Source organism: Streptomyces sp. AC550_RSS872, assembly GCF_019049285.1.
GTDB lineage: Bacteria > Actinomycetota > Actinomycetes > Streptomycetales > Streptomycetaceae > Streptomyces.
In genome coordinates this window covers 59316-84182 of sequence record NZ_JAGMUL010000152.1, presented here as the reverse complement: position 1 = coordinate 84182, position 24867 = coordinate 59316, and the positions used below count along the sequence as shown (strand labels likewise).

Genomic DNA, 24867 nt, shown 5'->3' with positions numbered 1-24867 from the left:
TTGTCCAGTCCGCCTGGAAACGCCGCCGAACGAGCGGAGAAGGCCCGGGCCGCGCTCAAGGAGTGGAACGGCTACGCGCCGACCGCCGCCGAGGAACACGACCTGGACAGCGAGCTGGACCGGCGTCTGGCCCAGGTGACGAGCCGGTGAGCGATGCTGTGCACATCGTCCTGGACGACACCGCGATGGCCGCAGCCGGCCAGGGTAACGTCCTCGCTTCCCGTCTGATCCACCGTGCCCACGCCGAACCGGGCTGGTTCCTGTACGCCCCGGCATGCGCGTTAGTAGAAGCCGATCGCGCCCGGCCCGGCACAGCCGAGCACCTGGCATCCCTTCCCGGCATCACCGTCCTCGATCTGGACCTGGCCGCCGCCCTCGTTATCGCGCGGCAGAACACGTGGGCGGCGGCGCACAGCCACTACACGGCGCAGCCCACCCCGGACCGTCCCGACGGCGCGATCATCGCCACCACCGCGCCGCACCGGTGGGCAGGAGAGCCGGTCCGCGTGCTGGACCTCACCCCCTGACCAGGCCAGCAGAGGAATGCGCCCCCCTGATCCGGTGGGGCCGCGTTGCTTCACCGGGTCGCGCGTAGGTACTCGCGCCGGGCGGTGACGAGTCCGCGCCACCGCGCGCGGGTGGCCTGTTCGCTGTCCAGCCATTGCGGCGGGGCATGGTCGGCAGGTAGTGGGAAGTCGGCCATGAAGTGGGCGATGTCGGTGTAGTAGGCGTAATTGCCGGATTGGGTGAGACGGCGCAGTCGGGCAATGCCCACCTCTAGTTCGTCGTGGGAGCCTCGTACGGCGTGGTGGAAGCACACGGCCAGATCGAGAGTGGTTTCCACGGAAGCGAGTCCAGCGATGCTGATTTCGGAGCGCAGGAGTGCGGCGCGGTCTACCCAGTCACCGCTCTGGCCGGCGTCCCGTACGAGGGCGGCGATCTGGGCGTTGATACGGGAGGCACGGATGTTGACTCCGGCCAGGAGTTGTTCTGCGAGCTGGAGTTCGTTGTCGGCCTGGTCCGGATTGGTGAACGCGAGGGCGAGGGCGCGCATCGCCTGAGCGGTGGCGGCCTCTCCCGCTACCGAGTGCTGTTCCGCTTCGATACGGCCCAGCTGGTAGGCGGCTGCTGCCTGCACCATGTCGCCCTGTACCCACCACACTTCAGCGAAGACCCGGTGGCGCCGGCCCTCCCACCCGAGCGTCTCGGCGACTTCGAGGGCGGTGGGGAAGTCGCCGGCGAGGCGGGCCAGGTGGGCGAGGCCGCGCCGTGCAGCGGGGCCGAGGCGGCCGCCGCCGTCGATGACTTGCTGCATGCCTTGGCGGGAGGCGTCGTTGTGTCCGAGGTCGCGGTGAGCCTTGGCCAGGTAGTAGACGGCCATGTCGTGAAGGTCGGCGGGGAGCAGGCGGGCGGTGATGACGGCGGTGAGCCGGTCGACGGTGTGCTGGCGGTGCTCGTGCTGGCGGCGGGCCAGTGAGCTGAGGGTTTCGACCAGGGCGTCGGAGGGTGTTTGCAGAGAGGCTCCGTCTGTCCCTTGCCGGGCGGGTGGGGCGAGCGGCTCCCAGACAGAGTCGCTGATGTAGGCCCAGGTTGCATCGGCAAGCCAGTCGAGGTCGAGACGGAAATCTCGGGCAATGGCCAGGCCCTGGCGCAGGCAGCCGACCAGAAGCAGCCGACCGGGTCCGGTGCCTTGGGCCCACTGTTCTCCGAGTGCAGCGAAGGCCCGCTGGGCGGCCTGAGCCCAGTCCTGGGGTGACCAGCGGTCGTCCGTCGCGTCGTCCGCGCCGCGGATGGTGGAGCGGATCAGGTCGTGGAGGTGATAGCGCCAGAGGCTGAAGGGGTTCTCCCGGACGAAGGGCCGCTCCACCAGACGAAGAGCGGGCGCCTGCTGGGTCATGCCCGCGGCCCGGGTCGCGAGGTCCAGGTCGAAGGCGTCAAGGAGGCTGACCGATCGCAGGACGTGCCGTTCCTCGGGCGTGAGGTCGGACAGGGTGCGGGAAATCAGGGCCGGGAAATCGTGGTCGAAGTCGGCCGGGACAAGGGGCCGGCCTGTCCGTCGGATCTCCAAAAAACGCATGACCGACAGGTCCAGATACAGCGGCAGGCCGTGCGAGCGGGCGGTGATGACTTGCCGGATGGGCTCAATAATGAGGGGCTGGCTGTTACGGGTGAGGCGGCGGGCGAGGTAGTCGTCGCAGTCCTCGGGGGAGAAGTCGCCGATCGGCACCTGCCGTACGCCGGCCCGGGCGGGGGTGCGGGTGGCTGGCGCGGCGGTGTGGGCGAGGCCGGGCCAGGCGGCGGGGCCGGTGTAGTCGAGCTGGCCCTGCAGGGCGGGGTCGGCCCACTGTAGGCGTGAGCGGCCGGTGATGATCCAGAAGGCGTTGGGCAGCAGCCACACCGTGCGCTGGATCAGGCGCTCCAGGTCGCGGCGGGTGCGGTCGCCGATGTCCTCGAACGTGTCGAGCAGGACGACCGGCACGACCCGCTTTCCGTCGGGGAGTTGGGCGAGCTCCCACGCCAGCAGGTGGGGGTAGAAGGACAAGGCGTCCAGGTCGGGTTCGGCCTCCAGCAAGTCCGCCAGCCGATCGCACCCGGCCAGCGACCGTACGGTCTGGCGGCGTTCGCGCAGCGCGCCGACCAGGGCGCCGGTGAGGGCGCCGACGGCCGAGCCGATGGTGCCGGGCAGCAGGAGCGCCTGGGCGACGTCGGCGAGCGCGGACTGCATCTGCTGCGGCAGTGCCTGCCCGAACCGGGAGCCGAGACCTGCGCGGCGCAGGTACTCCTCCAGCGGTTCGCCGGGGTGGTTGGCCTCCCAGTAGCGGCGCAGCGCCAGGTCGAATGCGGGAAGCGGGCGGCCGATCCGGGTGAGGGCGGCCCGGATGGTCAGCACGATCTGCTCGAAGTCGGTGCCGGCGGAGCGGGCGAGGTCGATGCGTACGGGCAGGATCCGGTCGGCCGGCCATCCCGGCTCACCCCACTGAGAGGGACGCCGTCCGGCGTCGGTGAGCGCCGCCTCCAGCATCCTGGACAGGGTCGTCTTGCCGATGCCGCCCACTCCGTGGAAGACGAGGATGTGGTTGCGGGGAGCCTCGAGGTCCTCGGCGTCGAAGCCGGGGGAGGCGATGTGCTGGAGGTGCTCGGTGAGCGCGGCCGCGACCGTCTCCCACTGCGAGGCGCGGTTCGTGAAGGCCTCCGCGGCCTGCACGCTGCGGTCGTTCGTACTGAACAGGGCCCTGAGATCCCGGCCTGTCACGTCCACCCCCGAAAGATGATCACCAGCAGGGTCAACCTATGCCCGTATGAAGGGGTTTGAGGAGTCCCTGCTGCCGCTGCGGCGGCCACGTTGCGCAGCAGTTATGCACTATCTGGACACATGGAGCCGAACGAAATCTTCCGTCCCATGTGGCATGTACAGTCCAGGATCCGTCGTTGTTGCTCACCAGGTGACGACAGCAATTCGGTATGCCAAGGGAGACTCTGTGCCGTTACCCAGCCCCCGGAGAACCCCGTCCGGGAGAAGACTCGTAACCCGATATTCGCTCGTTGCCGCGCTCGCCGCCACCGCCGCCTTCGCGGGGAGCACCGCATCGGCAGATCCTGCGCCGCCGGGAGCATCGAAGGTCAAACCCGAAGCGACCCTGTCAGTGAAAGACGTCCGCTCGCCCAAACACGTCATCACGTGCGCGCTGTTCGCGAACAAGCCCAACTACAGCGGCGGCAAAATCACCGCCACGGGCGGAATCAGCGGCTGCGTTCCGAATGCTCCGGACGCTTGCGCAAGTGAGGTCGACCTGGAGCTCTACCTCCCAGGGCCGGACCAGTGGACGACTGCTGCCGCGAGCTCCCGGCAGCACAAGTGCCCGCCGCCAGCACGGTCGACCAAGGCAACGCTGAGCTGTGACTCAACTTCGACCACGTACATCTATCGCACGAAGACGCTCGCGACGATCGTCCATGAAGGCACCGACAGCAACACCTCGACCAGCAGGACACTCCACGTGAAGTGCCTCTGACAGAAGCACCTTTGGTGCGGGCAGAATGATGGATGGCCTGCCCGCACCAGCCACGGGAGAGGACCCCGATGACGGCTGATCCGATCACCGCAGCAGACCGACTCGCCGGCGAGTTGATACAGGATCGCCCGACCGACTCCGTCTTCACCCGTCGGCTCGGCCAGCGCCTGCATGCCTGGGACGTCGATCAGGACGCGTTTCTCGCCCAAGTGGAGAGCGTCGTCCTCGCGGCACTGATCGCCACTGCCGCTGAGCCGGCCGCCAGCTCGCCCGGAACCTGGTGCCCGGCCGCGGCTGCCGTTCTGCGGCGGCAGCAGGATGCACAGATGTTCACCGCCCTGCCAGCATCCCTACCGGACCCGGTGAAGGCACGGATGAACCAACTGCGACTGCTGTCCACCGGCCTGACACCTGGCTCAAGCCTCCGATGGCTCAGGCTCTGTGACACCGCCTGCGAGTTCCTGGAACCTGCCGCACTGCGGCAGGAAGGCGGCGAGCCTCCCGCACCGAGCGGGTGAACGGCTCTACGGAGACCGAGAGGGGCCGTCACAGCACCGGGCTGGTCGGGCGAGCCGGGGGAAAATGGCAACTCCCAATCAAGATCAAATACCGAGGGGTTGCCATGACCGGCACACCAGACGAGCCCGACTTCTCCGGCCTGGAAGGCGGCGATGAACAAGCGGCCCAGGACGCCGTCCAGGAAGTGGTGAACTGGTACAACACCCAGATCATCGCCGAGCGCCGCGCACCCGCGCCCGACGAGGAGCGGATCGAGGAGCTGAAGGCCAGCCGCCAGACCGCGCTCGCCGACCAGGCGCAGCTGGCGACCGCCGACCCCGAAGAAGCCGAGCAGATCGCCGCCGTCTATGCGGCGCGGCTGAGGGAGCTCAACGAGTCGTAGCCCGGGGCTCGTCGTGGGATGGGCAGGGGCCAGACGGACGGGTGCGGCCGGTCGATGCGGGCCGGCTGTACCCGAGGCGGCATCAGGGGCCGGGCGAGAGCGGCGATCTCGTCCAGCTCGGCCCGGTGCTGCGGGAGCGCCCGGCGCAGCGCCTGGTGGAGGCGCAGGAACGCGGCAGCCTCCTGTTCGGTGTACGGGCGGAGCCGCTCGGCCGTCAGTGCCCACGACGCTCGTCCGGCGCCGCCGGCCTCATGGCGCACCAGGGCGTGGCCGTCCCGGCGGATCACGGTCACGGTCGCGATCTGCGGGTGCCGCTCAGCGACGTCGACGACGTCGGCGAGCGCCCGGTAGCAGGTGTCGTGCCCGGCGCGGGTGGTGAACCGGCCGGTGCCGCCGCGCTGCGCAGCGCCCGGGCGTAGCGCAGCGCGGTGGCGAGCCGGCTGTCGGCTTCCCGTACGGCCAGGACCACGAGTTCGACCGGATAGCCGGTGGTCGCAAACGGCAGCGCGCTGTCGAAGAACTCCTCCGCGCTGCCGGGGGCGGCCTCGATCAGGACGTCGCCGCGCCGCAGGCGCACGTACTGCTCAGCCTGAGCGAACCACGCCTTGTAGTCGGCTCGGATTGCTGCGCCGGCGCTGTGGGGATTGTCGCGCAGCAGCTGGTAGTAGTCGGGGTGCGAGGCCTTGAAGTCATCGCCGACCAGGCGGGTGGTGCCGGGCCGCATGGCGCGGCGGACCATCCTGGCGGCCAGGAGTTTGCCCGCTCCGGGCTGACCAATGACGTACACGGCGCGTGGGTCGTCCCGGGGAACGATGCGGTTCAGATACGACGGGGCGATCAGCTCGTCGAAGATCCAGCGGTGTTCGTCGGGTGAGAGCCGGTGGTAGTCGACGCCGGGCGCACGTCTGCGGGGCTGGGCGATGCGGCGGACCGGCTCGGACCAGGCGGCCGCGCGCTCGGTGTCCCGCTGCACGGCCAGGCGCCGGTCCTGGCTGACGAGTTCGCCGTGTACGCGCCGGTCCGTGCGGGTCAGCGCGCGGCGGAACGAGGCGGTCTCGGGCGCGGTCCACGGCCGTGACCGCTCTCGCTGCACCGCCCGCGCGGCAGCGGGCCGGCGCCGCCAACTGCCGTCGGGGTTGAGTTCGTTGGCGTGCACCAGAGTGCCGTCGCGTCGTACGACGGTGACGCGGTCGGCGAGCTGTTCGGCCTCGATGACGGCCAGGGTGTTCAGCAGATTCTTCGCGCAGCTGTCGTGGTTCTCCCAGGACACGTACCGGCCGCCGCCGACGGCGGCCTCGGCGAGGAAGCGGTCCACGATGCCCAGCTGGCTCAAGGCCTCCGAAGTGGCCACGGCGGCGACCTCGATCCGGTGGCCGGCCGCGCGGTAGGCGGTGGAGGAGGCGCGGAAGTCGTCCGGGTCGGCGAGCGCCGACTCCACCACGGCGTCGAAGCCCATCTCGCGGACGTGGGCTTCGACGGCGGCCTGCCACCGCGCGGTGTCGGGGCGAACCAGGGCTCCGGCCGTACGGACATCGGCCGCCAAAAGCGTGGGCGTATTGACGGTGCACCGGCTTGTACAGGTCCCGGCCGACCCGCACCGCGGAATCCTGTGCCGGTCCCTGGCTCCCGGAACCGCTGGACCCCGACGCCACCCCGGAAGCGGTGGCCGAGCGGCATGACGCGGTCGAGCGGGCGGTTCGCCTGCTGATGCAGACGCTGACGCCGACGCAACGTGCGGCGTACGTCCTGCGGGAGGGGTTCCGCTACCCGTACGACCGGATCGCCGGACTCCTGGGCATCGGCGTGGCCAACGCGAGGCAGCAGGTCTCGCGCGCCCAGGGACGTCTCACCACGAACCGCGGCCGGCAGCCCGTGGACGCGGTCGCTCACCGACGGCTCGTACAGGCCTTCCTCGCAGCCGCGCAGTCCGGTGACCTCGCGCCCCTGGAAACGGTCCTGTCGCCTTGTCGCTGAGAGCTGTCGTGGCCCCTGCCCATCCCGCGGGCAGGGGCCACTTCGTGCTGCTCACTACTGCTGCGCGAGCCAGTCCGACAGCTTGGTCTTCGCGATCTGCGCGTCCGGCCCCGGCAGGAGCGTGGTCTCCTGCAACACGGCACCGGAGTACGGGGCCTGCGGATCCGTGACGACCGTGCGCGGGTCGTTGTTGGCGGCGAGCGTCTTGCGGATCAGCTCGTCGAGCTGGAACACGTCGGGGCCCGCGACCTCCACCAGACCGTTGACCGGTGAGCCGACCGCGGTGCGGCCGACGGCCGCGGCCACGTCGTCGGAGTACATGGGCTGGAACTTCGCCGGGGCCAGCCGCACGGTGTCGCCGTCGGTCGAGATGTCCGCGATCCCCTTGATGAACTCGAAGAACTGGGTGGCGCGGACGATGGAGTAGGGCATGCCGGACTCCTTGATCAGGTCTTCCTGGGCCTGCTTGGCCCGGAAGTACCCGCTCTCCTGGAGGCGGTCGGTGCCGACCACGGACAGCGCCACGTGGTGTGTCACCCCCGCCTCGGCCTCCGCCTTGAGGAGGTTCGTCGTGGAGGTCCGGAAGAAGTTCATGACGGCGTCGTCCTCCCACGAGGGGGAGTTGGACACGTCGACCACGACCGACGCGCCCTCCAGGACCTCGGCGAGCCCTTCGCCCGTCAGGGTGTTGACGCCGGTGTTGGGCGCGGCCGCGACCGCCTCGTGCCCGTGCTCGTTGAGCTTGCCCACCAGCTTCGAGCCGATGAGCCCGGTTCCACCGATCACTACGACCTTCATGACGGATTCCTCTCGGAGAAGGATTTGGTCTGCACTAGGAGAGACAGGACAGGGGCTCCGCCTGTGACAGGTGCCTCGCGGAAACCCGATGAGCTTTCCCGCAGGCGCCCCACGCTGCCGTCAGGTCATTCGACGAGTTTCCCTTCGGTCGGGACGTCCGCCATCAGCGCGGAAATCTCGTCCGGAACATCCGGGATGCTCTCGCGGGTGACACCGGTCGCCGGGGACCACACGAGATTCACGCGCAGAGCGGGATCGAGGCCGGGGTAGTCGCTGCGGTTGTGGCAGCCGCGGCTCTCGCGGCGCTCCAATGCCGCTTCGAGGGTGGCCCGGGCCGCCAGGGCCGCGGACTTGAGGTCGAAGGCGTGCGCGAGGTCCTGGAAGCCGGCGATGTCCGGGTGGACACCGACGTCCGCCATCCGCTTCTCGATCACCGCGAGCTCCGCCAGCCCCGTACGCAGGCCCTCCTCGTCGCGCACGACGCCGGCGTGCTCGGTCATGGTGTTGCGGATGGCGCGTTGCAGGGCGCGGACGTTCTCCGGCCCGTCCGCCGCGAGCAGGTCGTCGATCTCGGCGCGGGCCTCGGCGACGGCCGACGCCGAGCGGTGCTGCACGGCCAGGGACTGCGTGTAGGCGGCGGCCGCCTGTCCCGTGATACGGCCGAAGACCAGCAGCTCGATGAGGCTGTTCCCGCCGAGGCGGTTGGCCCCGTGCAGCCCGCTCGACGCCTCCCCGATCGCGTACAGCCCCCGCACATCGGTGCTGTGGTCCTCGGGGCGCACCCACACACCGCCCATCGAGTAGTGCGCGGTGGGCGCGATCTCGATCGGTTCGCGGGTGATGTCCAGCATCTGGAGGTCGAGCATCGTCTGGTAGACGCGGGGGAGCCGGTTCATGATCGTCTGCCGGGGCAGATGGGAGACGTCGAGCCACACGCCGCCCTTGGGGGTGCCGCGCCCCTCCTTGATCTCCGTGTAGGAGGCGAGGGCCACCCGGTCACGGGTGGACAGCTCCATGCGGGCGGGGTCGTAGCGGGCCATGAACCGTTCCCCGAGGGCGTTGCGCAGGATGCCGCCCTCGCCGCGTGCGGCCTCGCTGACGAGGGTGCCGGCCGCGTTCTCCGGCTCGATGATCCCGGACGGGTGGAACTGCACCAGCTCGGCGTCCCGCAGCCGGGCCCCGGCCTCCACGGCCAGCCGGAAGGAGTCACCGGTGTTCTCGTCCCGCCGCGAGGACGTACGCCGCCAGATGCGCGTGTGGCCGCCCGCGGCGAGGATGACCGCGTCGGCGTGGATCAGACAGCGCCGCCCGCTCGCGAGGTCGAAGCCGTACGCCCCGAAGACGGCGCCGTTGTGCACCAGCAGCCGGGTGATGTAGACACCGTCGAGCACGGGGATGTCGAGTTGCTGGGCGCGCCGGATGAGCGTGCGCTGGATCTCCAGACCGGTGTAGTCGCCGGCGAAGGCGGTCCGCCGGAACGTGTGCGCGCCGAAGAACCGCTGGGAGATACGGCCGTCCTCCTCGCGTGCGAAGGCCATGCCGTAGCGCTCCAGGTCGTCGATGCCCCGGGCGGCGCCCTGGGTGACGATCTCCACGGTGCGGGGGTCGGCGAGCAGATAGCTCTCCTTGATCGTGTCCGCCGCGTGCTGCTGCCAGCTGTCCTCGGGATCCATCGTGGCCAGGGCCGCGTTGATGCCTCCGGCGGCCAGCGCCGTGTGGGCGTCCTCCTTGGGGCGCTTGCCGACCGCGAGGACGTCGACACCCGCCTCGGCCAGTTCGATGGCCGCGCGCAGACCGGCACCTCCGGTGCCGATCACCAGCACCATGGTGGAAAGACGTTGTTCGGTGAGAGCCACGGTGTACTCCGATCACGGGGTTGTCACTGAGTACGACCGGTTGATCGCCGGATCTGTGACAACGTCCGCTGCTGACGCCCTCTCATCCTGTGGCACGCCCGGCTGCGGCGCAGGGCGGGACGAAGGCGGTCGACGTGGTCGCGCGGTCGGTCCGTCAGGACGTCGGCGTGATCGGCGTCGGTGTCCCCTCCCATGCCATCCGCGCTTACGTGCACAGGGAGTCGGCCTTCTCCAGGAGCGGGGCGGGGTCGAGTTCCTCCTGGCGTGCCACCAGGCTCAGGGCGCCGTGGAAGCAGGCGGCGAAGCCGGCCGCGAACAACTGCTCGGGGTTGGTCCCCCGCCGTCCCCCGCCCAGTTCGGCGGGCACGCGGAGGTCGAGATCGAGGATCCCGTCGGCCGAGCGCGCCCGCCCCGAGGCGCGCCCGTGACCGGCCGGCCCGCCGCTGACCGTGACCCTGGTGGTGTAGACGGGGGGCGAAGGACTCGCCGGTGTAGTCCTTCTCGGTGGACAGTCAGGGAAGCCGGAACGGCTCCCTCATCGGGCGCCTCCCGCCCAGCCGTACGGCCGAGCCGATCACTTTACGGGCCGTGTGACCCCGGACGGACTCAGTCGGTCAGCGACGCCACGTACGGAGCCAGCTTGTCCGGACTCATGACCCACATGATGCGTTCGATACCCCGAGCCGAGACATCGACGCAGAGCAGGGCCACCGGGTTGCCCCCGGCCGTGACGAGGACGGCGGGCCTGCCGTTGGCCTCGACCCAGCGGACCTCCGTCGGAGGCCAGAACCGTGGGGCGAAGGCGGCGAGGTACTTGGCCACGCGCGGCCGCCCGACCACCGGGATCCTGGACGCCCCGCGCATCCCACCGCCGTCGGTGTAGCTGACCACGTCGTCCGTGAGGACGTCCTCCAGCACCGACAGGCTGCCGGTCCGGGCCGCGTCGAGGAACACCTCCAGCAGGCGCCGGTGAACGCCGTCGCCGACCGGCTGCCTTCGCTCCGCCGCCAGGTGCTTCCTGGCGCGGCTCACCAACTGGCGCGTGTGGGCCTCGTTCGTCTCCAGGATGTCCGCGATGCGCTGGTACGGGTAGTCGAAGGCCTCCCGCAGCACGTAGGCGGCCCGTTCCACGGGGTTGAGCTTCTCGAGGAGCAGGAGCACCGCCAGGTCCAGCGCCTCGGCCCGTTCGGCGCCCAGCTGCGGATCCGCACGGGTGTCGACCGGCTCCGGAAGCCAGGGGCCGGTGTACGACTCGCGCCGCATCCTGGCGGACTGGGCGAGGTTGATCGCCAGACGGGAGGTGACGGTCGCCAGGAACGCCGCCGGTTCCTTGATCCCCGCGCGGTCGGTGTTCTGCCACCGCACCCACGCCTCCTGGACGATGTCCTCGGCCTCCACCGCACTGCCCAGGATCCGGTACGCGATGCCGAACAGCTGAGGGCGAGCCGCCATGAACTGCCCTGCTGCCCGGTCGAGGGAGCCCGTGTCGTCCTCGGCGCGCATGAATGTCCTCCAGCCCTGGACGACCAGGCTACAAGCGGGTACGGCGGGATCGCCGCCCGAGGGGCGCAGGGGCCGGAGACCCCCGGCCGCCGGCGTTGGTAGCGTCGACCCTGCGCCGTGGCCGTCGGTGCGGTGTGGACCCCGACCGAGAGAGAACTGATGTCCCCGACCATTCGCAGGGCCGTGATTCCCGCAGCCGGGCTCGGCTCCCGGCTGCTGCCGCTGACGAAGGCGACGCCGAAGGAGATGCTGCCGGTCGGTGACAAGCCGGTCATCGAGCACACCGTGCGCGAGCTGGTGGACTCCGGCATCACCGACATCACCATCGTGGTCTCCGGCGGCAAGAGCCTCATCCAGGACCACTTCCGGCCCAACCCCGCCCTCGTCGACCAGCTGCGGGCCGATGGCAAGACGGCCTACGCCGACGCCGTGGAGGAGGTCGCGGAGCTGGCCCGCAAGGGCCACATCACCTATCTCGACCAGTACGGCCCGTACGGCAACGGCACCCCGGTGCTGAACGCCGCCCGCTCCTTCGGCGACGAGCCGGTCCTGGTGCTGTGGCCCGACGACGTCTTCGTGGCCGAGGTCCCGCGCGCCCAGCAGCTGATCCGCGCCTACGAGCAGACCGGCTGCCCGGTGCTGGCCCTTCTGCCGATGGACCCCACCGAGTCCCAGCGCTACGGCGTGCCCATCGTCAAGGAGGACCTCGGGGACGGCCAGCTGCGTATCACCGGTCTGGTCGAGAAGCCCGAGCCCTCCGCCGCCCCGTCGTCGTACGCGGCGATCGGGGGCTATGTCGTCACCCCCGGCATCATCGACGAACTGCGCGAGCAGACCCGCCGCTGGTACGAGCACCGGACCGGCGAGGTCTATCTGACCGACGCCATCAACGCCTACGCCGCCACCCGCGCCGTGTACGGGCAGGTCATCAAGGGCCGCTGGTACGACACCGGCAACCCGGCCGACTACCTGGTCGCCCAGATGGCGTCCGCCCTCGCCCACCCGGAGTACGGCCCCCTGCTGCGCGGCCTGGTCGCCGGCCTCGACGACGACCAGGCGGCGACCTCATAGCGATCCGCGGCCTCAGGGCGCGCCGAGGCTTCAGGGCGCGCCGAGGCTTCAGGGCGCGCCGAGGCGTCAGGACGCCGGGTGATCGTCGGCCGGGGTGATCGCGGTCGCTCCCTGCCGGGCGCGGATCAGCGCGATCACGGTGCCGGCCGTGCGGTCGAGGTGACTGCGGCCGTCCGGCAGCCGTTCCTCCGGGCTGATGTAGCTGTGCGGGCCGAGATGCGTGGCGGGGTCCAGCCGGTGCACGGTGATCTTCCCGGCGCTGCGGGCACGGTTCCATCCGCTGCGGCGCAGCAGCCGCCAGCGCTGCGGGAAGATCCAGGTGCCGACCCGCTCGATCCGGTCGTACGCGCTGGTGAGCTGGTGCACCTGCTCGGCATGGGTGAGGTCGTTGGCGCCGTTGTGGAACCCGCCGAGCGTGATCACCACGACCGGGCAGCGCAACCGGGTGTGCAGCTCGTGCACCGCTCCCGTGGCGACCTGGGCGCCGCCGCTGTAGCTGAGCAGCACCACGGGGATGCCGCTGTCGGGCCGGTAGCCGGCCAGCTCCAGCTGGGTGGCGATCTGGGAGCCGACGGCCCGGTTGTACAGGGGGCGGTAGCGGTGGTCGGCGGCCACGAAGACCTGCATGACGTTGTGCAGGAACAGCAGCAGCCCGATGTGCCGGCGCAGCCACGCCCACACCGGCCGGTCCGCGAGCGGGTCGGCCAGCGGCGAGTAGGGCTGCACCTGCCCCAGCACCCGTAGCTCCGGCGCCCCGGCGATCACGGCCTTCACCAGCTGACCGCCGTCCCGGGTGTCCCGGACCCGGCGCTTGCCGATGCCGTCGAGATAGACCAGGTAGGCGCCCGGGGGCCGGTCGGCGGCCGCGCCCCGGGCGTAGGGCACGCCCTCGGGGAGCGCGGTGGTGGGGGACCGGAAGCCGGCGCCGTAGGCCAGCACCTCGTAGCGGGCCAGCAGACCTTCGGCGAGCAGGACCGGCCCGAGCACACAGGCCCAGAACAGGAAGTCGTTCATGCGATCGGCTCCGGTGTCCGGGGCGCGCTGATCCTCACGACCAGGCGCCGAACGGCTCCGACGGTGACCCCGAGTCCGACGCCGGCCACGGCCACGCACCCGGCGGCGCCCCACCAGCCGAGCTCGGTCGCGTCCGCCAGCGGCTCGGCCAGGCTCGCCCCGACCCCGACGAAGAGCAGCAGGTGGAGCAGCGGCCCGAGCAGCGGGAACGCGAGGACGGCGGCGAGCACCAGCGGCGCGACCAGGCCCGGTGTCCACTCCAGTGCGTCGCCCTGGGGTGCGGACACCAGCAACTCGGCCAAAGTCCACGCCGTCAGCGGCCACAGCGCCAGCACGGCGGCCTCGACGAGCCCGGCAGCCAGCAGCAGTCCCGGCACGAGCCGCCGTGACATGCCGGGCCGGCGCGCCAGCAGCGGCAGGATGCGCCCGGCGGCCTCGGACAGCCCGGCGAACAGCAGCAGGACGACGACGAGTGACATCGCTCAGCCCCGCCGCGACGGATCGACGGCGACCTCTGCCGGACGGACCGGACCGGCCGCCCGCACGTACCGCTCGAGCTCGTCGGCGGCCCGCCGGTATCCGCCCGCGTCGTGCTGGGCGGCCTTCAGGGTGGCGGCGGCCGTCCGGAAGCCGGGCTCGTGCAGCAGACGCCGGGCGAGGGCACGCACGGAGCCCTTCGCGACGTCCTCGGTCCTGAGGGACAGACCGACGCCGAGCTCGACGACGCGGGCGGCGGTCATCGGCTGGTCGGCGCCCTGCGGGACCACCAGCATCGGAACCCCCGCGTGCATGGCCTCGTTCACACTGTTCATCCCGCCATGGGTGACGAACAGCGCCGCGTGGGCCAGCACTTCGAGTTGCGGGACGAACCGCAGGGGAAGCACGTTCGCCGGCAACGGACCCAGCGCGTCCGGGTCCGTCTGCCCGGTCGAGACGATCACGGTGCCGCCCAGCGGGGCGAGCCCGCCGGCGAACGTCCGCAGCAGCCGCGGGTCGGCGCCGAACACCGTTCCCAGCGAGGCGTACAGCACCGGGTCGCGGAGCCGGCCGGCCTCGAACGACGGGTCGGCCGGCCGGGCGCCGATGCTCGGGCCGACGAAACGGTAGGTCTCGTCGAAGTCATCGACGGCCGGCTGGAACGCCCGTGAGGTGTAGACCAGGTTGAGCGGCCGGCGGATGTTCAGCAGGTCGACCAGGGGCAGGCCCCGCGCGTCGAAGCGGCGGTGCAGCTCCCGGCGGGAGCGGACGTATCCCCGTACGCTGCGAGGCTGAGCCCACGCCCCGGCCAACAGGTCCCACGAAGCGCCGGTGGGGCTGGGGACGTGCCGGCCGAAGGCGAACGTGGTGAACGACGAGGCCGCCGGCACACCGAGCTCACGGGCGGCCACCGCGCCCCACAGACAGGAACTGTCGTGGACGATCAGGTCGGGCCGGTCCCGGCGCAGGTCGTCGAGCACGGTCGGCAGCAGCCGGACGGTGGTGCTCGCGAGCGACTCCAGCAGCGTGACCGGTGTCGGCGGATCGGGGAGCGGCTGCTCGCCCCCGGGGTAGAGCCGCACGGTCGCGCCGGTGGCCTCGATCTCCGCCCGGAACGCGGGCGAGGTGTGGTACGTGACCGTGTGGCCGCGCCGGACGAGCTCGGCCACGACCGGCAGCGTCGGGTTGACGTGCCCGTGCATGCCGATGTTGAGGAACGCGATGGTACTCACAGGCCGGCCTCCAGTACGGAAGGAGAAGTCGACGTCCCGTCCGGACCGGGGGACGTCGCCGAAGGGCCGTCGACCCGGTACAGGCCCGGCCAACTGATGCGCAGCCCGTCCAGGAAGCGCCCCGCCGTCCGGGAGGCGGTGCTGATCATCCGCCGGGAATGACCGAAGTCCCACGGGGCGGGCCAGGCGTCGATGCCGGTGGGGAGCACCACGGTCGGGATGTGCTGGGCCACCTCGTGCAGGTCACGCTCGATCTGATGGCGCAGCAACAGCATTCCGGCGCGAGCGGCTGTCGCACCGGCACTGCGGCGCGGACCATGGGGACGGGGCGGCGAGCTCTCCGGCCCGCTCGCCACCACCACGCTCGCCGCAACGGCCCGCAAGGCGGCCAGGACCGGTACGTACGCGATCACCCCGCCGTCGACGAGCGTGCGGCCCGCACGGTCCACCGGGGGCAGCATCCCGGGAACGGCCGCGCCGGCCGGCAGCGCCGACTCGAGGTCGCCGTGGTCGAGGAGGGCCGCGGCGCCGGTGTCCAGGTTCATGGCCACCGCGGTGAACGGGACCGTCAACTCCTCGATCCGCGACGGCAGTTCGGCCCGGGCGATCAGCCGGTGCAGTCCGCGGTCGGTGAAGGCACTGGCCCGTGAGGTCACGTAGCCGAGCGGGTACACCTCGCGCCGACGCAGCTGGGTCCACACGTGGTCCAGCCATGGCGCGGCGCGGTCGGGGTGGGCGGCCGCGATGGCGCCGTTGAGGACACCCACCGAGGTCCCGATGATCATGTCCGGTCTGAATCCGCGCTCCTCCAGCGCGTATCCGACCCCCACATGCGCCGCTGCGACCACCCCGCCGGCGCCCACGACGACGGCGACGGGACGGGGGAGGGAGTGCAACCCTGTCGCCATGATCCACCTGCCGGGTCAGCCGAACTGGCCGGGCTGGTAGTCCCCGGCGGGCTGCTGGTTGATGACGTTGATGCGGTTGTAGGCGTTGATGACGGCGAGCAGGGAGATCAGCGCCACGAGCTGGTCCTCGTCGAAGTACTTGGCGGCGTTCTGCCAGGCCTCGTCGGTGACACCGCCCGCGGCATCGGCGATACGGGTGCCCTGCTCGGCCACCTCCAGCGCGGCGCGCTCGGCCTCCGTGAAGACCTTGGCCTCCCGCCAGGCCGCGACGAGGTGGAGGCGCTGTGCGGCCTCCCCGGCCTGGGCCGCGTCCTTGGTGTGCATGTCGGTGCAGAAGCCGCAGCCGTTGATCTGGCTCGCGCGTATCTTCACCAGTTCCTGGACCGTTTCCGGCAGCGTGGAGTCCGAGACCAGCTTGCCGGCCGTGTTGATGTGCCTGAGCACCTTGCCTGCCAGGGGGTGGCCGAAGTAGTCGAGACGCGGTTCCACGGTGATCTCCTTGTCTGTGAGCGGGATACACCCAACTGACCGGGCGGACCCGCGATCTGTGACAGGAGGTCGCGTGTGAAGTGGGTCTCAGGAGTGGTGCGCACTCGCCGCAACCCCGAGCCCGATCCAACTGGTCGTTGAAGCAGGGGAGTTGACCGATCACGGCAGTCCGGGTGCCGTACCGCCCCGCGCTGCGGGCGCTGTTCGCGCGGCGTCCAAGGAGTCCGGGAATGATGAAGCAGGTGCCTATGTCGCCTTCTGGTAAAAGATGCGTCTTTTGTGGCCATATGGTGATCTGGGTTGTGGAGGCTATGGCTGACCCCAGAGGAGATGGTGATATGCCTTCCGTTGACAAGGCGATCGAAGAGATCACCCACGTCCGGACCGACCTGGAAGCGGCACTTGACCCCGCCGAGCCCGACGGTGTCTTCCGTGACAGCCGGGAGTGCGCCGCCCTGGCGCTGCTCTCCGCGGACACGAAGCTGCTGCTGTCCCCGCCGACCCCCCGCCCCAAGAAGGGCTAAGCGGACCGAACGGGAGCAGTGAATGGAGCAGTCAGGCACTTCGGCCCTCTTGCAGGGCGCGGTGCAGGACCTTGCGACCGACGTGGTCTCCGCCCTGCGGGGTGGAGACCACGTGCGCATGTCCGGCACAGCCGCGGCGGACGACCCTGAGGGCAGCTTCGCCCTCGCGGCCGTACGCGTGTTGGGAGCAGACCTTCTGCTGCCGCACGTCCTCTTCCCGACTCCGCCCGCCCCGGGAGCACTTACCGCGTTCCGGAACACGGTGGAGGCCTTTCCGCCGCGCGCCGACGCGGCACCCGCCGTCAGGTGGAGCCACTGGGCGATGAGACGCACCCTGGTGCGCCTCGACCCGGCCCTGGCCGGCCCACCCGGCGCGGACGAGCTCACGGAACCCGACGCCGCCTGGCTCGAGGAGGCGACCTGGCAGGTTCTGACCCACCAACTCGCCGTCCTGGCCCCCCTCGCGGTGCCCGGGGACGACTGCGCGGTCGCCCGCGCCGCCCGGCGCAGGCCGGTCGACGTGGCCCGCGGCTTCGTACGGGCGGTGCGCCGCAGGGACTGGCAGCAGGCGGCCGGCGCGGGACGCTGGCTGACCCTGATCGAAGGGGTCCCGCAGACCCTCGGCCTCGAAGCGGGGCTGGACTTCGTGGAACTGATGGGCGGCAACGACCCGAGGGTCGCCCTCCAGGTACAGGCGGCGCGCGTCATGCGGGCGGCCGGAGCCCTCGTATGACGGCCATGGACGTCGGCGGGATCCGGGATGCCGGAATCGCCGCGTTCGCCTGGCTCTCCGCGCACCGTGAGGACTTCGCGCTCGGCGAGGACGCGCTCACCGCGGACGGCCAGGTGGACGCCACCTGGAAACCTCTCGGGGAACTCGCCCAGACCTGTGCGAGCGTTCGTGCGCACAGCCCGCCGTGGGACCCGCTGCACGCGTGTGCCGCGGACCTGCTGCGGTTCGCCTGGCAGCAGACGGGCCGGGGCGAACTGTTCCGCCACCTCCAGCGGTTGGAGCCCTTCGCGACCTACCCGCTGGAGATCTACTCCGTCTTCGCGTCGGCCGGACTGCGGCATCCCGGATACGAGGCGGCCGCCGCGACGACGGCCCGCACGCGGGGCTGGCGGCTCACCGAGCAGGACCCGACCCGCCGGCTGGGGGTGCTGAAGGCCGAGCGGCGCAGCGGCATCCACCGGCCGGAGCAGGACGAACCGACGCTGCGGCGCACCTGGCTGGGCGGCCTGCCGGAACCCTGGACGTTCGAGCGCTCCTCGGGGTACGCACTCACCCACGTCGTCTTCCACCTCACCGACTGGGGCCGCACCCCCGAGGGCGTCCCCGCCGACCTGGCCGCCTATCTGGCGCACTGGTTGCCGCCCTGGCTCGACACCTGCCTGGACGCCGGGATGTGGGACCTGGGCTGCGAACTGCTGGTCGTGGCCGCGAGCCTGCCGGCCCCGCCCGATCAAGCGACCCTCAAGGACGCCTGGACCCGGATCGCACGGGCGCAGCTCGACTCCGGCGCGCTTCCGCAGCAGGCGGCTTTTCAGGGAGACGCCGGTGCCTGCACGGAGCCGGACTTCCTGCACTGCTACCACTCCACGCTCATGGCCGCCTTCGCGGCGGCCCAGACCGTCACCTGCCTGAGCCGCGCGGCCGAAGGAGTGCCCGGATGACCGACACCCGTCTGATGCACACCGTCGGCGTGCGCGCCCTGGAATGGCTGTGGGCCCATCGCGACGGATTCCGACTGGAACCCGACGTGGACCCGGAAGTGGGCTTCCTGGAGCGCTTCAAACCCGTCGGCGAACTGGCCCTGATCTGCCGGGTGCTGTTCCGTGAGGGCGTGGCCGGGTCACGGCAGGCCGAGCTGGCGCGCAAACTCCTCGACCACACCTGGCGGCACACCCTGGACGGCGGTCGCATGCTGGTCCGCGGCCAGCGCATCGAACCGCTCTCGCCGATCCCGTTCGAGGTGTACCTGCCATACAAGGAACTGGGGTACAGCGAGCCCGAGGTGGAGCGCGCCACCGTCCTCTACCACCGGCTGAACAGCTGGGCCGCCCTCGAACTGGACCCGACGCGGCGCCTCGGACTCTCCGCGTTCCAGCGCCGGTTCGGCCTCACGCCCTCCACGCCCGAGGCGGACATCGTCGGCTCCACCTGGCTGGGCCGCACACCCGAGCCCTGGACGGTCAGCGGGCACATCGCCTACGACGTCACCCACACGGTGTTCCACCTCACGGACTGGGGCGAGCACCCCGACGGCCTGCCGCCCGACATCGCCGACTACCTCGCCATGTGGCTGCCGGTCTGGATCGACGACTGGCTGGACCTGAAGCGCTGGGACCTGCTCGGCGAACTCCTCGTCGTCGACGCCTGTCTGCCCCGGCCCACCCTGGACGAACGGGCCTGGGAGGGCTTCGCCGCCGCACAGCAGGCCGACGGCGCCATGCCCGCCGTGCGCGAGATGCCGCAGGGCGAACCGGACGAACTGTTCGACATGATCTACCACCCGACGCTGGTCGCGGCCTTCGCCTCCGTGCTGGCGACCTCTCGTGCCCTGACCGAGCTGACCCACGTCGCCTCATGAGCGGCCGGTCCCTGCCCTGGCCGGGCGTCGCCGACGACATCGAGCAGACCCGGCCGGACGGCCCGCCCGGCGACGACATCCTGGACGACACGCTGAGGGAGCGTCTGGAGCGTGCCGTCGACGCCGTCGACGCACCCGACGCCGTCTTCGCGGTCTCCCGGCACGGCCGCCGCACACTCCACTGCGGCGGCACCGCCGCGCCCCCGCCCGTCGCCCGACAGGACCTGCGCTACGAGATCGGTTCGGCCACGAAGGCGTTCACCGGACTGCTGCTGGCCCGGCTCATCCAGCGCGGCCTGCTGACCGGGGGCGAGTCGGCCGCCGCCTGCCTGGCACCGGGCCGGCGCGCCGACACGGCCCCCGTGACGCTGGCCCACCTCATCACCCACACGGCCGGACTGCCCGGCCTGCCGGCCGACTTCTACGTACGGGCGCTCCCCGCCTGGCGCACCAACCCCTACGGCCGCTATCCGGCCGACCGGGTCACCGACGCCTTCCTGCGGCACCGCCCGCGGCACCGGCCCGGCACCCGGTGGCACTACTCCAACTTCGGCGTCGCCGTACTCGGCCACGCGCTCGCGGCGGCGACCGGCACGGCCTGGGAGGAACTCCTCGCCGCACAGTTGCTGCGCCCCCTCGGCCTCAGCGGTACGGCCCTGCGCGCGGAGGACCCGAAGACCGACGCCGTCGGGCACGGCAAGGACGGACACACCCCCACCCTCGCCTTCGACACCGGTGGCTTCGAGGCGGCCGGTGCCGTCCGCGCCACCCCGCACGACCTGCTCACCTTCCTCGAAGCCCACCTCGACCCGGCCGGCACCCCGTGTGCCGACGCGCTGCGGGCGGTGCGCACGCCCGTCCTGAGACGCGGCCTGGGGCACCGGCACGTGCACACGATGGCGTGGTTCCGGCACCCCACGGACGGCGGCCCGATGTACTTCCACGGCGGCGCCACCCTCGGCCAGCAGGCCTTCCTGGGCTTCCGGCCCGACACGGGCACGGCCCTGGTCGCGCTGTGCACGCGCCGCTTCCGCGCGCACGACCCGTTCGTCGCGACCGCGTACGCGTTCCTGGCCGAGGAGTAGCGCGGAGGGACGGTAGAGGGTGGGCGGGGCGGGGCGAGGCTGGGAGGACGGTGCGGGGGCAGTGCCCCCGCACCGCACGCCGTACGACTCCTGCGACCCGCCTACACCTTCTGCCACAGCGCCGGAGTGGCGACCGGCGACCACCTGCCCTGCGCCTGGTGCGTCTGGAGGCACTGGTAGCGCACGCCGGCGTGGGTCACCGTGGCGCCGACCTCGTAGACGCGGCCCGCGGACCAGGTGTCGGCGGCCCCGTTGTCCTGCGGAGCGGGAGCGCCCTTCTGGGCGGCGGCGGTCTTCAGGACCAGGCCGAAGTCGTTGAGGATCGGGTTGATCGGCTGGTAGAAGGTGGTACCGCCGTCCGTGCAGTCACCCGAGCCGCCCGAGGTCACGCCCTGGGCCTGGGACCCCGAGAGGTAGGGCCCGCCGGAGTCGCCCGGCTCGGCGCACACCGTCGTCTCGGTGACGCCGTCCACGGTGCCCTGGGAGTAGCTGACACTCGTGTCGTGCTGCTCGACGGTGCCGCAGTGCCAACCGGTGGTGGACCCCGAGCGGCAGATCGACGCCCCGACGAGCGCCTGGACCGAGCCGGTGACCTGCGTGCGCTCGCCGTCCTCGCCCTCCACGTCGGCCGTGGCGGTCCAGTCGCTGTTGACGCCGACCCAGGACATGTCCTTGCCGGGGAACGTGGAGGCCTGGAAGGTGCCCTGCGCGGCCATGTTGGAGCCGGTGGTCGAGTCGCCCTGGTTGCCGCAGTGGCCCGCCGAGGCGAAGCCCTGCTGGTCGCCCTTGGTGACGGAGAAGCCGATGGAGCAGCGGGCGGTGCCCTCGATGTAGTAGGCCTGCCCGCCGACCAGGTCCGCCAGCAGCCGCGGCCGCTGCGCCGACACCCGGATCCCGACGCCCTCGTCCTGGACACCGGCGGTCTTGATGAAGGCGGTGGCGGCCGACCGCTTGGTCGCCTGCACGACGACCCGGTTCGTCGGTACGTCGACGTACCAGACCGGTGTGTCGCGCGTCTTGACCCGGTCGGCTGCCTTGTCCAGCTTCTCCTTGACGGCCCGCAGCTCGCTCAGCGTCCGCTTGACGACCGCGGCCTTCGCGCCCTGGGCGCGGATGGCGGACACGTCGGAGGCGCGCGTGGTCGCGACGGTGAGCTCGGCGGCGGTCGTCCCCCGCAGCCAGGCACCCGCGAAGCGCTCGCCCAGGGAGTTGCGGAGCCGGCCGGCCCGGGCGCCCGCCTCCGCCTCGTTGACCAGCCGTTCGGCCGCCTGCCCAGGCTTCAGCTTGAGGTCACGTTCCAGCGCCCGCAGCACCGCCGCGGACGGCCGGTCGGCACCGAGGGTCTGCGCGGCGGTGGACGCGGGCACCGGCGCGGGGGGCGGCCCGGCCGCCGCGGCCGAGGTGACGCCGCTGAGGACGAGGGCGCCGAAAACGGTCAGGGCGGTGCGGCGGCCAGCCGCGGTATGTCTGCCGAGCATGCGAGGTACCTCCATCGAGTACAGGGGATTGCGACCAATCCAGGCCTTGACAGAAAGGCATGACTCGATGTCGGAAAAGATGATTTTTCGCGCTTTGGGGGGTGCGGAGAGGTGTATGCGAGGCCGTCAAAGCTTCATCATTCGTTTTCTTGAATCATTCGTGTTTAGCAAGGTAGGTTGTCTGCCATGACCGCATCCCAGACTCCGACCCCCGCCGAGGAGCTCCGCGGTGCCGGCCTGCGGGTGACGGCGGCGCGAGTCGCGCTGCTGGAAGCCGTCCGGGCCGGTGACCACCTCGGTGTCGAGGCCATCGCCTCGGGGGTGCGTGATCGCGTAGGTCATGTCTCCCTGCAAGCGGTGTACGAGGGCCTCCACGCACTCAGCGCGGCGGGACTCATCCGCCGTATCGAACCGGCCGGCAGTCCGGCCCGGTTCGAGGGGCGGGTCGGCGACAACCACCACCACATCGTGTGCCGGTCGTGCGGTGTCGTCGCCGACGTCGACTGTGAGGTCGGCGAGGCGCCCTGTCTGACCGCGTCCGACGACCACGGCTTCGCCATCGACGAGGCCGAGGTCATCTACTGGGGCCTGTGCCCCGACTGTTCCACTGCCGGCAGTGCACCCCGAGCACTGTGATCCACCTAGTCCGGAAGGTTTCCCATGGCTGAGAACCCCGATGCGATCGTCACCGACGCGAAGACGGAGGGCACCGGCGGCTGCCCCGTCGCGCACGGTCGCGCCCCCCACCCGACGCAGGGCGGCGGCAACCGTCAGTGGTGGCCGGAGCGGCTCAACCTGAAGATCCTCGCCAAGGACCCCGTGGTCGCGAACCCCCTCGGCGCGGAGTTCGACTACGCCGAGGCGTTCCAGGCCCTGGACCTGGCGGCCGTCAAACGGGACATCGCCGAGGTGCTGACCACCTCGCAGGACTGGTGGCCCGCCGACTTCGGCAACTACGGCCCGCTGATGGTCCGGATGGCCTGGCACAGTGCCGGTACCTACCGCATCAGCGACGGCCGCGGCGGTGGCGGCCGCGGTCAGCAGCGCTTCGCCCCGCTGAACAGCTGGCCGGACAACGGCAACCTCGACAAGGCCCGCCGTCTGCTGTGGCCGGTCAAGAAGAAGTACGGCCAGTCCATCTCCTGGGCCGACCTCATGATCCTCACGGGCAACGTCGCGCTGGAGCAGATGGGCTTCGAGACCTTCGGCTTCGGTGGCGGCCGCGCCGACGTCTGGGAGGCCGACGAGGACGTCTACTGGGGCCCCGAGACCACCTGGCTCGACGACCAGCGCTACACCGGCGACCGTGAGCTGGAGAACCCGCTCGGCGCCGTCCAGATGGGCCTGATCTACGTCAACCCGGAGGGCCCGAACGGCAACCCGGACCCGATCGCCGCGGCCCGCGACATCCGCGAGACGTTCCGCCGGATGGCGATGAACGACGAGGAGACCGTCGCCCTCATCGCCGGTGGCCACACCTTCGGCAAGACCCACGGCGCCGGCCCGGCCGACCACGTGGGCAACGACCCCGAGGCCGCCTCCATGGAGGAGCAGGGCCTGGGCTGGAAGTCCACCTACGGCACGGGCAAGGGCGGCGACGCCATCACCTCCGGCCTCGAGGTGACCTGGACCACCAAGCCCACCCAGTGGAGCAACGACTTCTTCGACATCCTCTTCGGCTACGAGTGGGAGCTCACCCAGAGCCCGGCCGGCGCCAACCAGTGGGTGGCCAAGGACTCCGAGGAGATCATCCCGGACGCGCACGACGCGTCGAAGAAGCGCCGTCCGACCATGCTCACCACGGACCTCTCGCTGCGCTTCGACCCGATCTACGGCCCGATCTCCAAGCGCTTCCACGAGAACCCGGCCGAGTTCGCGGACGCCTTCGCCCGCGCCTGGTACAAGCTGACCCACCGTGACCTGGGCCCGAAGTCCCTGTACCTCGGCCCCGAGGTCCCGGCGGAGACGCTGCTGTGGCAGGACCCGCTGCCGCAGGCCGAGGGCGAGGCCATCGACGCCGCCGACGTGACGGCGCTCAAGGCCAAGCTGCTCGCCTCCGGCCTCACGGTCTCGCAGCTCGTGTCCACCGCGTGGGCGTCGGCGTCGACGTTCCGCGGCAGCGACAAGCGCGGCGGTGCCAACGGCGCCCGTATCCGCCTGGAGCCGCAGCGCGGCTGGGAGGTCAACGACCCGGACGAGCTCGCCCAGGTCCTGCGCGTCCTCGAGGGCGTCCAGGGCGAGTTCAACTCCGGTGCCAAGAAGGTCTCCCTGGCCGACCTGATCGTCATCGGCGGTGCCGCCGCGGTCGAGAAGGCCGCCAAGGACGCCGGCTTCGACGTGACCGTCCCCGTCACGACGGGCCGTGTGGACGCGACCGAGGAGCACACCGACCCGGAGTCCTTCGCCGCGCTGGAGCCGACCGCGGACGGCTTCCGCAACTACCTCGGCAAGGGCAACCGCCTGCCGGCCGAGTACCTGCTGCTCGACCGCGCCAACCTGCTCACCCTGAGCGCCCCCGAGCTGACCGTCCTCGTCGGCGGCCTGCGCGTCCTCGGCGCCAACCAGGGCGGCTCGCAGCACGGTGTCCTCACCGAGACCCCGGGCAAGCTGACCAACGACTTCTTCGTCAACCTGCTCGACCTGGGTACGACCTGGAAGTCCACGTCCGCCGACCAGACCACGTTCGAGGGCCGTGACGCCTCCGGCGAGGTCAAGTGGACCGGCACCCGTGCCGACCTGGTCTTCGGCTCCAACTCCGAGCTGCGCGCCCTCGCCGAGGTCTACGCGAGCGACGACGCGAAGGCGAAGTTCGTGAACGACTTCGTCGCGGCGTGGGCCAAGGTCATGGACCTGGACCGGTTCGACCTCGTCTGATCCGCGTCTGATCCACCCCGCACAGAACGTCCAGGCCGGCCCGCACGGGTCGGCCTGGACGTTTGCCATGTGCCGGCAC

General features: G+C 71.2%; 25 protein-coding genes and 1 pseudogene. 13 read left to right on the top strand and 13 right to left on the bottom strand.

Annotated features, from left to right (window positions below):
- Both KUM44_RS37735 and KUM44_RS37730 read left to right on the top strand, forming a co-directional pair.
- Positions 1-150 (top strand): hypothetical protein, encoded by a 150-nt coding sequence (locus tag KUM44_RS37735; RefSeq protein ID WP_217214358.1) that lies wholly within the window; start codon positions 1-3, stop codon positions 148-150.
- The gene (locus tag KUM44_RS37730; protein WP_217214353.1) at positions 147-527 is read left to right on the top strand and encodes a hypothetical protein; all 381 of its coding nucleotides are present in this window, start codon (positions 147-149) and stop codon (positions 525-527) included. Before KUM44_RS37735 ends, KUM44_RS37730 begins: the two co-directional genes overlap by 4 nt.
- A 50-nt stretch (positions 528-577) precedes the next feature.
- Here KUM44_RS37730 and KUM44_RS37725 read toward each other — a convergent pair whose 3' ends face one another.
- Positions 578-3253, bottom strand: coding sequence for an ATP/GTP-binding protein (locus KUM44_RS37725; RefSeq protein WP_217214352.1), 2676 nt, complete (start codon positions 3251-3253; stop codon positions 578-580).
- Positions 3254-4081: 828 nt separating this feature from the next.
- Between KUM44_RS37725 and KUM44_RS37720 the strand changes: the two genes are divergently transcribed.
- Complete coding sequence (locus tag KUM44_RS37720; RefSeq protein ID WP_217214276.1) at positions 4082-4531, top strand: hypothetical protein; 450 nt, start codon at positions 4082-4084, stop codon at positions 4529-4531.
- A 104-nt stretch (positions 4532-4635) separates the two neighbouring features.
- Positions 4636-4914 carry a hypothetical protein gene (locus tag KUM44_RS37715; RefSeq protein ID WP_217214275.1) on the top strand — a complete coding sequence of 93 codons (279 nt, stop codon included), beginning with the start codon at positions 4636-4638 and terminating at the stop codon, positions 4912-4914.
- Here the strand turns inward: KUM44_RS37715 and KUM44_RS46295 are convergent.
- Both KUM44_RS46295 and KUM44_RS37710 read right to left on the bottom strand, forming a co-directional pair.
- Positions 4878-5207, bottom strand: a complete 330-nt coding sequence (locus tag KUM44_RS46295; RefSeq protein WP_254390691.1) for a hypothetical protein — start codon at positions 5205-5207, stop codon at positions 4878-4880. The genes KUM44_RS37715 and KUM44_RS46295 overlap by 37 nt on opposite strands.
- Entirely contained in the window at positions 5204-6457 is a 1254-nt protein-coding gene (locus tag KUM44_RS37710; protein WP_254390690.1) for a zeta toxin family protein, read from the bottom strand. The genes KUM44_RS46295 and KUM44_RS37710 overlap by 4 nt, the downstream gene beginning before the upstream one ends.
- A 29-nt stretch (positions 6458-6486) precedes the next feature.
- Between KUM44_RS37710 and KUM44_RS37705 the strand changes: the two genes are divergently transcribed.
- Positions 6487-6888 carry a sigma factor-like helix-turn-helix DNA-binding protein gene (locus KUM44_RS37705; protein WP_254390689.1) on the top strand — a complete coding sequence of 134 codons (402 nt, stop codon included), beginning with the start codon at positions 6487-6489 and terminating at the stop codon, positions 6886-6888.
- Positions 6889-6942: 54 nt separating this feature from the next.
- On the opposite strand, the gene KUM44_RS37700 is transcribed toward KUM44_RS37705, so the two are convergent.
- From KUM44_RS37700 to KUM44_RS37685, 4 genes and pseudogenes are all read right to left on the bottom strand, one after another.
- Complete coding sequence (locus KUM44_RS37700) at positions 6943-7686, bottom strand: SDR family oxidoreductase (RefSeq protein ID WP_217214273.1); 744 nt, start codon at positions 7684-7686, stop codon at positions 6943-6945.
- A 125-nt stretch (positions 7687-7811) separates the two neighbouring features.
- A complete protein-coding gene (locus KUM44_RS37695; RefSeq protein ID WP_217214351.1) occupies positions 7812-9512 on the bottom strand; it encodes an FAD-binding protein in 1701 nt (566 codons plus the stop codon).
- Positions 9513-9789: 277 nt separating this feature from the next.
- A pseudogene (locus KUM44_RS37690) lies at positions 9790-10054 on the bottom strand (peroxiredoxin); the annotation flags it as partial.
- 94 nt (positions 10055-10148) lie between these two features.
- Positions 10149-11045 (bottom strand): RNA polymerase sigma-70 factor, encoded by an 897-nt coding sequence (locus tag KUM44_RS37685; protein WP_217214272.1) that lies wholly within the window; start codon positions 11043-11045, stop codon positions 10149-10151.
- A gap of 159 nt (positions 11046-11204) precedes the next feature.
- Between KUM44_RS37685 and KUM44_RS37680 the strand changes: the two genes are divergently transcribed.
- Positions 11205-12116: a UTP--glucose-1-phosphate uridylyltransferase gene (locus tag KUM44_RS37680; protein ID WP_217214271.1), complete on the top strand. Its 912-nt coding sequence runs from the start codon at positions 11205-11207 to the stop codon at positions 12114-12116.
- Positions 12117-12182: 66 nt separating this feature from the next.
- Here the strand turns inward: KUM44_RS37680 and KUM44_RS37675 are convergent, their stop codons facing one another.
- Genes KUM44_RS37675 through KUM44_RS37655 form a run of 5 tightly spaced genes read right to left on the bottom strand, consistent with a single transcriptional unit; the run spans position 12183 to position 16236 of the window.
- A complete protein-coding gene (locus tag KUM44_RS37675) occupies positions 12183-13130 on the bottom strand; it encodes a hypothetical protein (RefSeq protein ID WP_217214270.1) in 948 nt (315 codons plus the stop codon).
- A complete protein-coding gene (locus tag KUM44_RS37670) occupies positions 13127-13609 on the bottom strand; it encodes a hypothetical protein (RefSeq protein ID WP_217214269.1) in 483 nt (160 codons plus the stop codon). Before KUM44_RS37670 ends, KUM44_RS37675 begins: the two co-directional genes overlap by 4 nt.
- 3 nt (positions 13610-13612) lie before the next feature.
- Complete coding sequence (locus KUM44_RS37665) at positions 13613-14839, bottom strand: macrolide family glycosyltransferase (RefSeq protein WP_217214268.1); 1227 nt, start codon at positions 14837-14839, stop codon at positions 13613-13615.
- Positions 14836-15747: a patatin-like phospholipase family protein gene (locus KUM44_RS37660; RefSeq protein ID WP_217214267.1), complete on the bottom strand. Its 912-nt coding sequence runs from the start codon at positions 15745-15747 to the stop codon at positions 14836-14838. Before KUM44_RS37660 ends, KUM44_RS37665 begins: the two co-directional genes overlap by 4 nt.
- Positions 15748-15762: 15 nt before the next feature.
- Entirely contained in the window at positions 15763-16236 is a 474-nt protein-coding gene (locus KUM44_RS37655; RefSeq protein ID WP_217214266.1) for a carboxymuconolactone decarboxylase family protein, read from the bottom strand.
- A 338-nt stretch (positions 16237-16574) separates the two neighbouring features.
- On the opposite strand from KUM44_RS37655, the gene KUM44_RS37650 reads away from it, so the two are divergent.
- Genes KUM44_RS37650 through KUM44_RS37630 form a run of 5 tightly spaced genes read left to right on the top strand, consistent with a single transcriptional unit; the run spans position 16575 to position 20436 of the window.
- Entirely contained in the window at positions 16575-16760 is a 186-nt protein-coding gene (locus KUM44_RS37650) for a hypothetical protein (protein ID WP_217214265.1), read from the top strand.
- A 22-nt stretch (positions 16761-16782) separates the two neighbouring features.
- Positions 16783-17493: a hypothetical protein gene (locus tag KUM44_RS37645; protein WP_217214264.1), complete on the top strand. Its 711-nt coding sequence runs from the start codon at positions 16783-16785 to the stop codon at positions 17491-17493.
- Entirely contained in the window at positions 17490-18434 is a 945-nt protein-coding gene (locus KUM44_RS37640; RefSeq protein ID WP_217214263.1) for a hypothetical protein, read from the top strand. The genes KUM44_RS37645 and KUM44_RS37640 overlap by 4 nt, the downstream gene beginning before the upstream one ends.
- Entirely contained in the window at positions 18431-19351 is a 921-nt protein-coding gene (locus KUM44_RS37635; RefSeq protein ID WP_217214262.1) for a hypothetical protein, read from the top strand. The genes KUM44_RS37640 and KUM44_RS37635 overlap by 4 nt, the downstream gene beginning before the upstream one ends.
- Positions 19348-20436: a serine hydrolase gene (locus tag KUM44_RS37630; protein ID WP_217214261.1), complete on the top strand. Its 1089-nt coding sequence runs from the start codon at positions 19348-19350 to the stop codon at positions 20434-20436. The genes KUM44_RS37635 and KUM44_RS37630 overlap by 4 nt, the downstream gene beginning before the upstream one ends.
- Positions 20437-20537: 101 nt before the next feature.
- Here the strand turns inward: KUM44_RS37630 and KUM44_RS37625 are convergent, their stop codons facing one another.
- Positions 20538-21914 (bottom strand): alpha-lytic protease prodomain-containing protein, encoded by a 1377-nt coding sequence (locus tag KUM44_RS37625; RefSeq protein WP_217214260.1) that lies wholly within the window; start codon positions 21912-21914, stop codon positions 20538-20540.
- A 186-nt stretch (positions 21915-22100) separates the two neighbouring features.
- Here KUM44_RS37625 and KUM44_RS37620 point away from each other — a divergent pair, with 186 nt between their 5' ends.
- Both KUM44_RS37620 and katG read left to right on the top strand, forming a co-directional pair.
- A complete protein-coding gene (locus tag KUM44_RS37620) occupies positions 22101-22550 on the top strand; it encodes a Fur family transcriptional regulator (RefSeq protein WP_217214259.1) in 450 nt (149 codons plus the stop codon).
- 24 nt (positions 22551-22574) lie between these two features.
- Positions 22575-24788: a catalase/peroxidase HPI gene (gene katG / locus KUM44_RS37615; protein ID WP_217214258.1), complete on the top strand. Its 2214-nt coding sequence runs from the start codon at positions 22575-22577 to the stop codon at positions 24786-24788.
- Positions 24789-24867 lie beyond the last annotated feature (79 nt).

Bases quoted from the DNA above. Each gene is read 5' to 3' on its own strand.
- KUM44_RS37670 (WP_217214269.1), bottom strand. From the start codon at position 13,609: ATGTCACTCGTCGTCGTCCTGCTGCTGTTCGCCGGGCTGTCCGAGGCC.
- KUM44_RS37685 (WP_217214272.1), bottom strand. From the start codon at position 11,045: ATGCGCGCCGAGGACGACACGGGCTCCCTCGACCGGGCAGCAGGGCAG.
- KUM44_RS37695 (WP_217214351.1), bottom strand. From the start codon at position 9,512: ATGGTGCTGGTGATCGGCACCGGAGGTGCCGGTCTGCGCGCGGCCATC.
- KUM44_RS37630 (WP_217214261.1), top strand. From the start codon at position 19,348: ATGAGCGGCCGGTCCCTGCCCTGGCCGGGCGTCGCCGACGACATCGAG.
- KUM44_RS37715 (WP_217214275.1), top strand. From the start codon at position 4,636: ATGACCGGCACACCAGACGAGCCCGACTTCTCCGGCCTGGAAGGCGGC.
- KUM44_RS37660 (WP_217214267.1), bottom strand. From the start codon at position 15,747: ATGGCGACAGGGTTGCACTCCCTCCCCCGTCCCGTCGCCGTCGTCGTG.
- KUM44_RS37700 (WP_217214273.1), bottom strand. From the start codon at position 7,686: ATGAAGGTCGTAGTGATCGGTGGAACCGGGCTCATCGGCTCGAAGCTG.
- KUM44_RS37635 (WP_217214262.1), top strand. From the start codon at position 18,431: ATGACCGACACCCGTCTGATGCACACCGTCGGCGTGCGCGCCCTGGAA.
- KUM44_RS37650 (WP_217214265.1), top strand. From the start codon at position 16,575: ATGCCTTCCGTTGACAAGGCGATCGAAGAGATCACCCACGTCCGGACC.
- KUM44_RS37640 (WP_217214263.1), top strand. From the start codon at position 17,490: ATGACGGCCATGGACGTCGGCGGGATCCGGGATGCCGGAATCGCCGCG.
- katG (WP_217214258.1), top strand. From the start codon at position 22,575: ATGGCTGAGAACCCCGATGCGATCGTCACCGACGCGAAGACGGAGGGC.
- KUM44_RS37680 (WP_217214271.1), top strand. From the start codon at position 11,205: ATGTCCCCGACCATTCGCAGGGCCGTGATTCCCGCAGCCGGGCTCGGC.
- KUM44_RS37675 (WP_217214270.1), bottom strand. From the start codon at position 13,130: ATGAACGACTTCCTGTTCTGGGCCTGTGTGCTCGGGCCGGTCCTGCTC.
- KUM44_RS37645 (WP_217214264.1), top strand. From the start codon at position 16,783: ATGGAGCAGTCAGGCACTTCGGCCCTCTTGCAGGGCGCGGTGCAGGAC.
- KUM44_RS37720 (WP_217214276.1), top strand. From the start codon at position 4,082: ATGACGGCTGATCCGATCACCGCAGCAGACCGACTCGCCGGCGAGTTG.
- KUM44_RS37625 (WP_217214260.1), bottom strand. From the start codon at position 21,914: ATGCTCGGCAGACATACCGCGGCTGGCCGCCGCACCGCCCTGACCGTT.
- KUM44_RS37620 (WP_217214259.1), top strand. From the start codon at position 22,101: ATGACCGCATCCCAGACTCCGACCCCCGCCGAGGAGCTCCGCGGTGCC.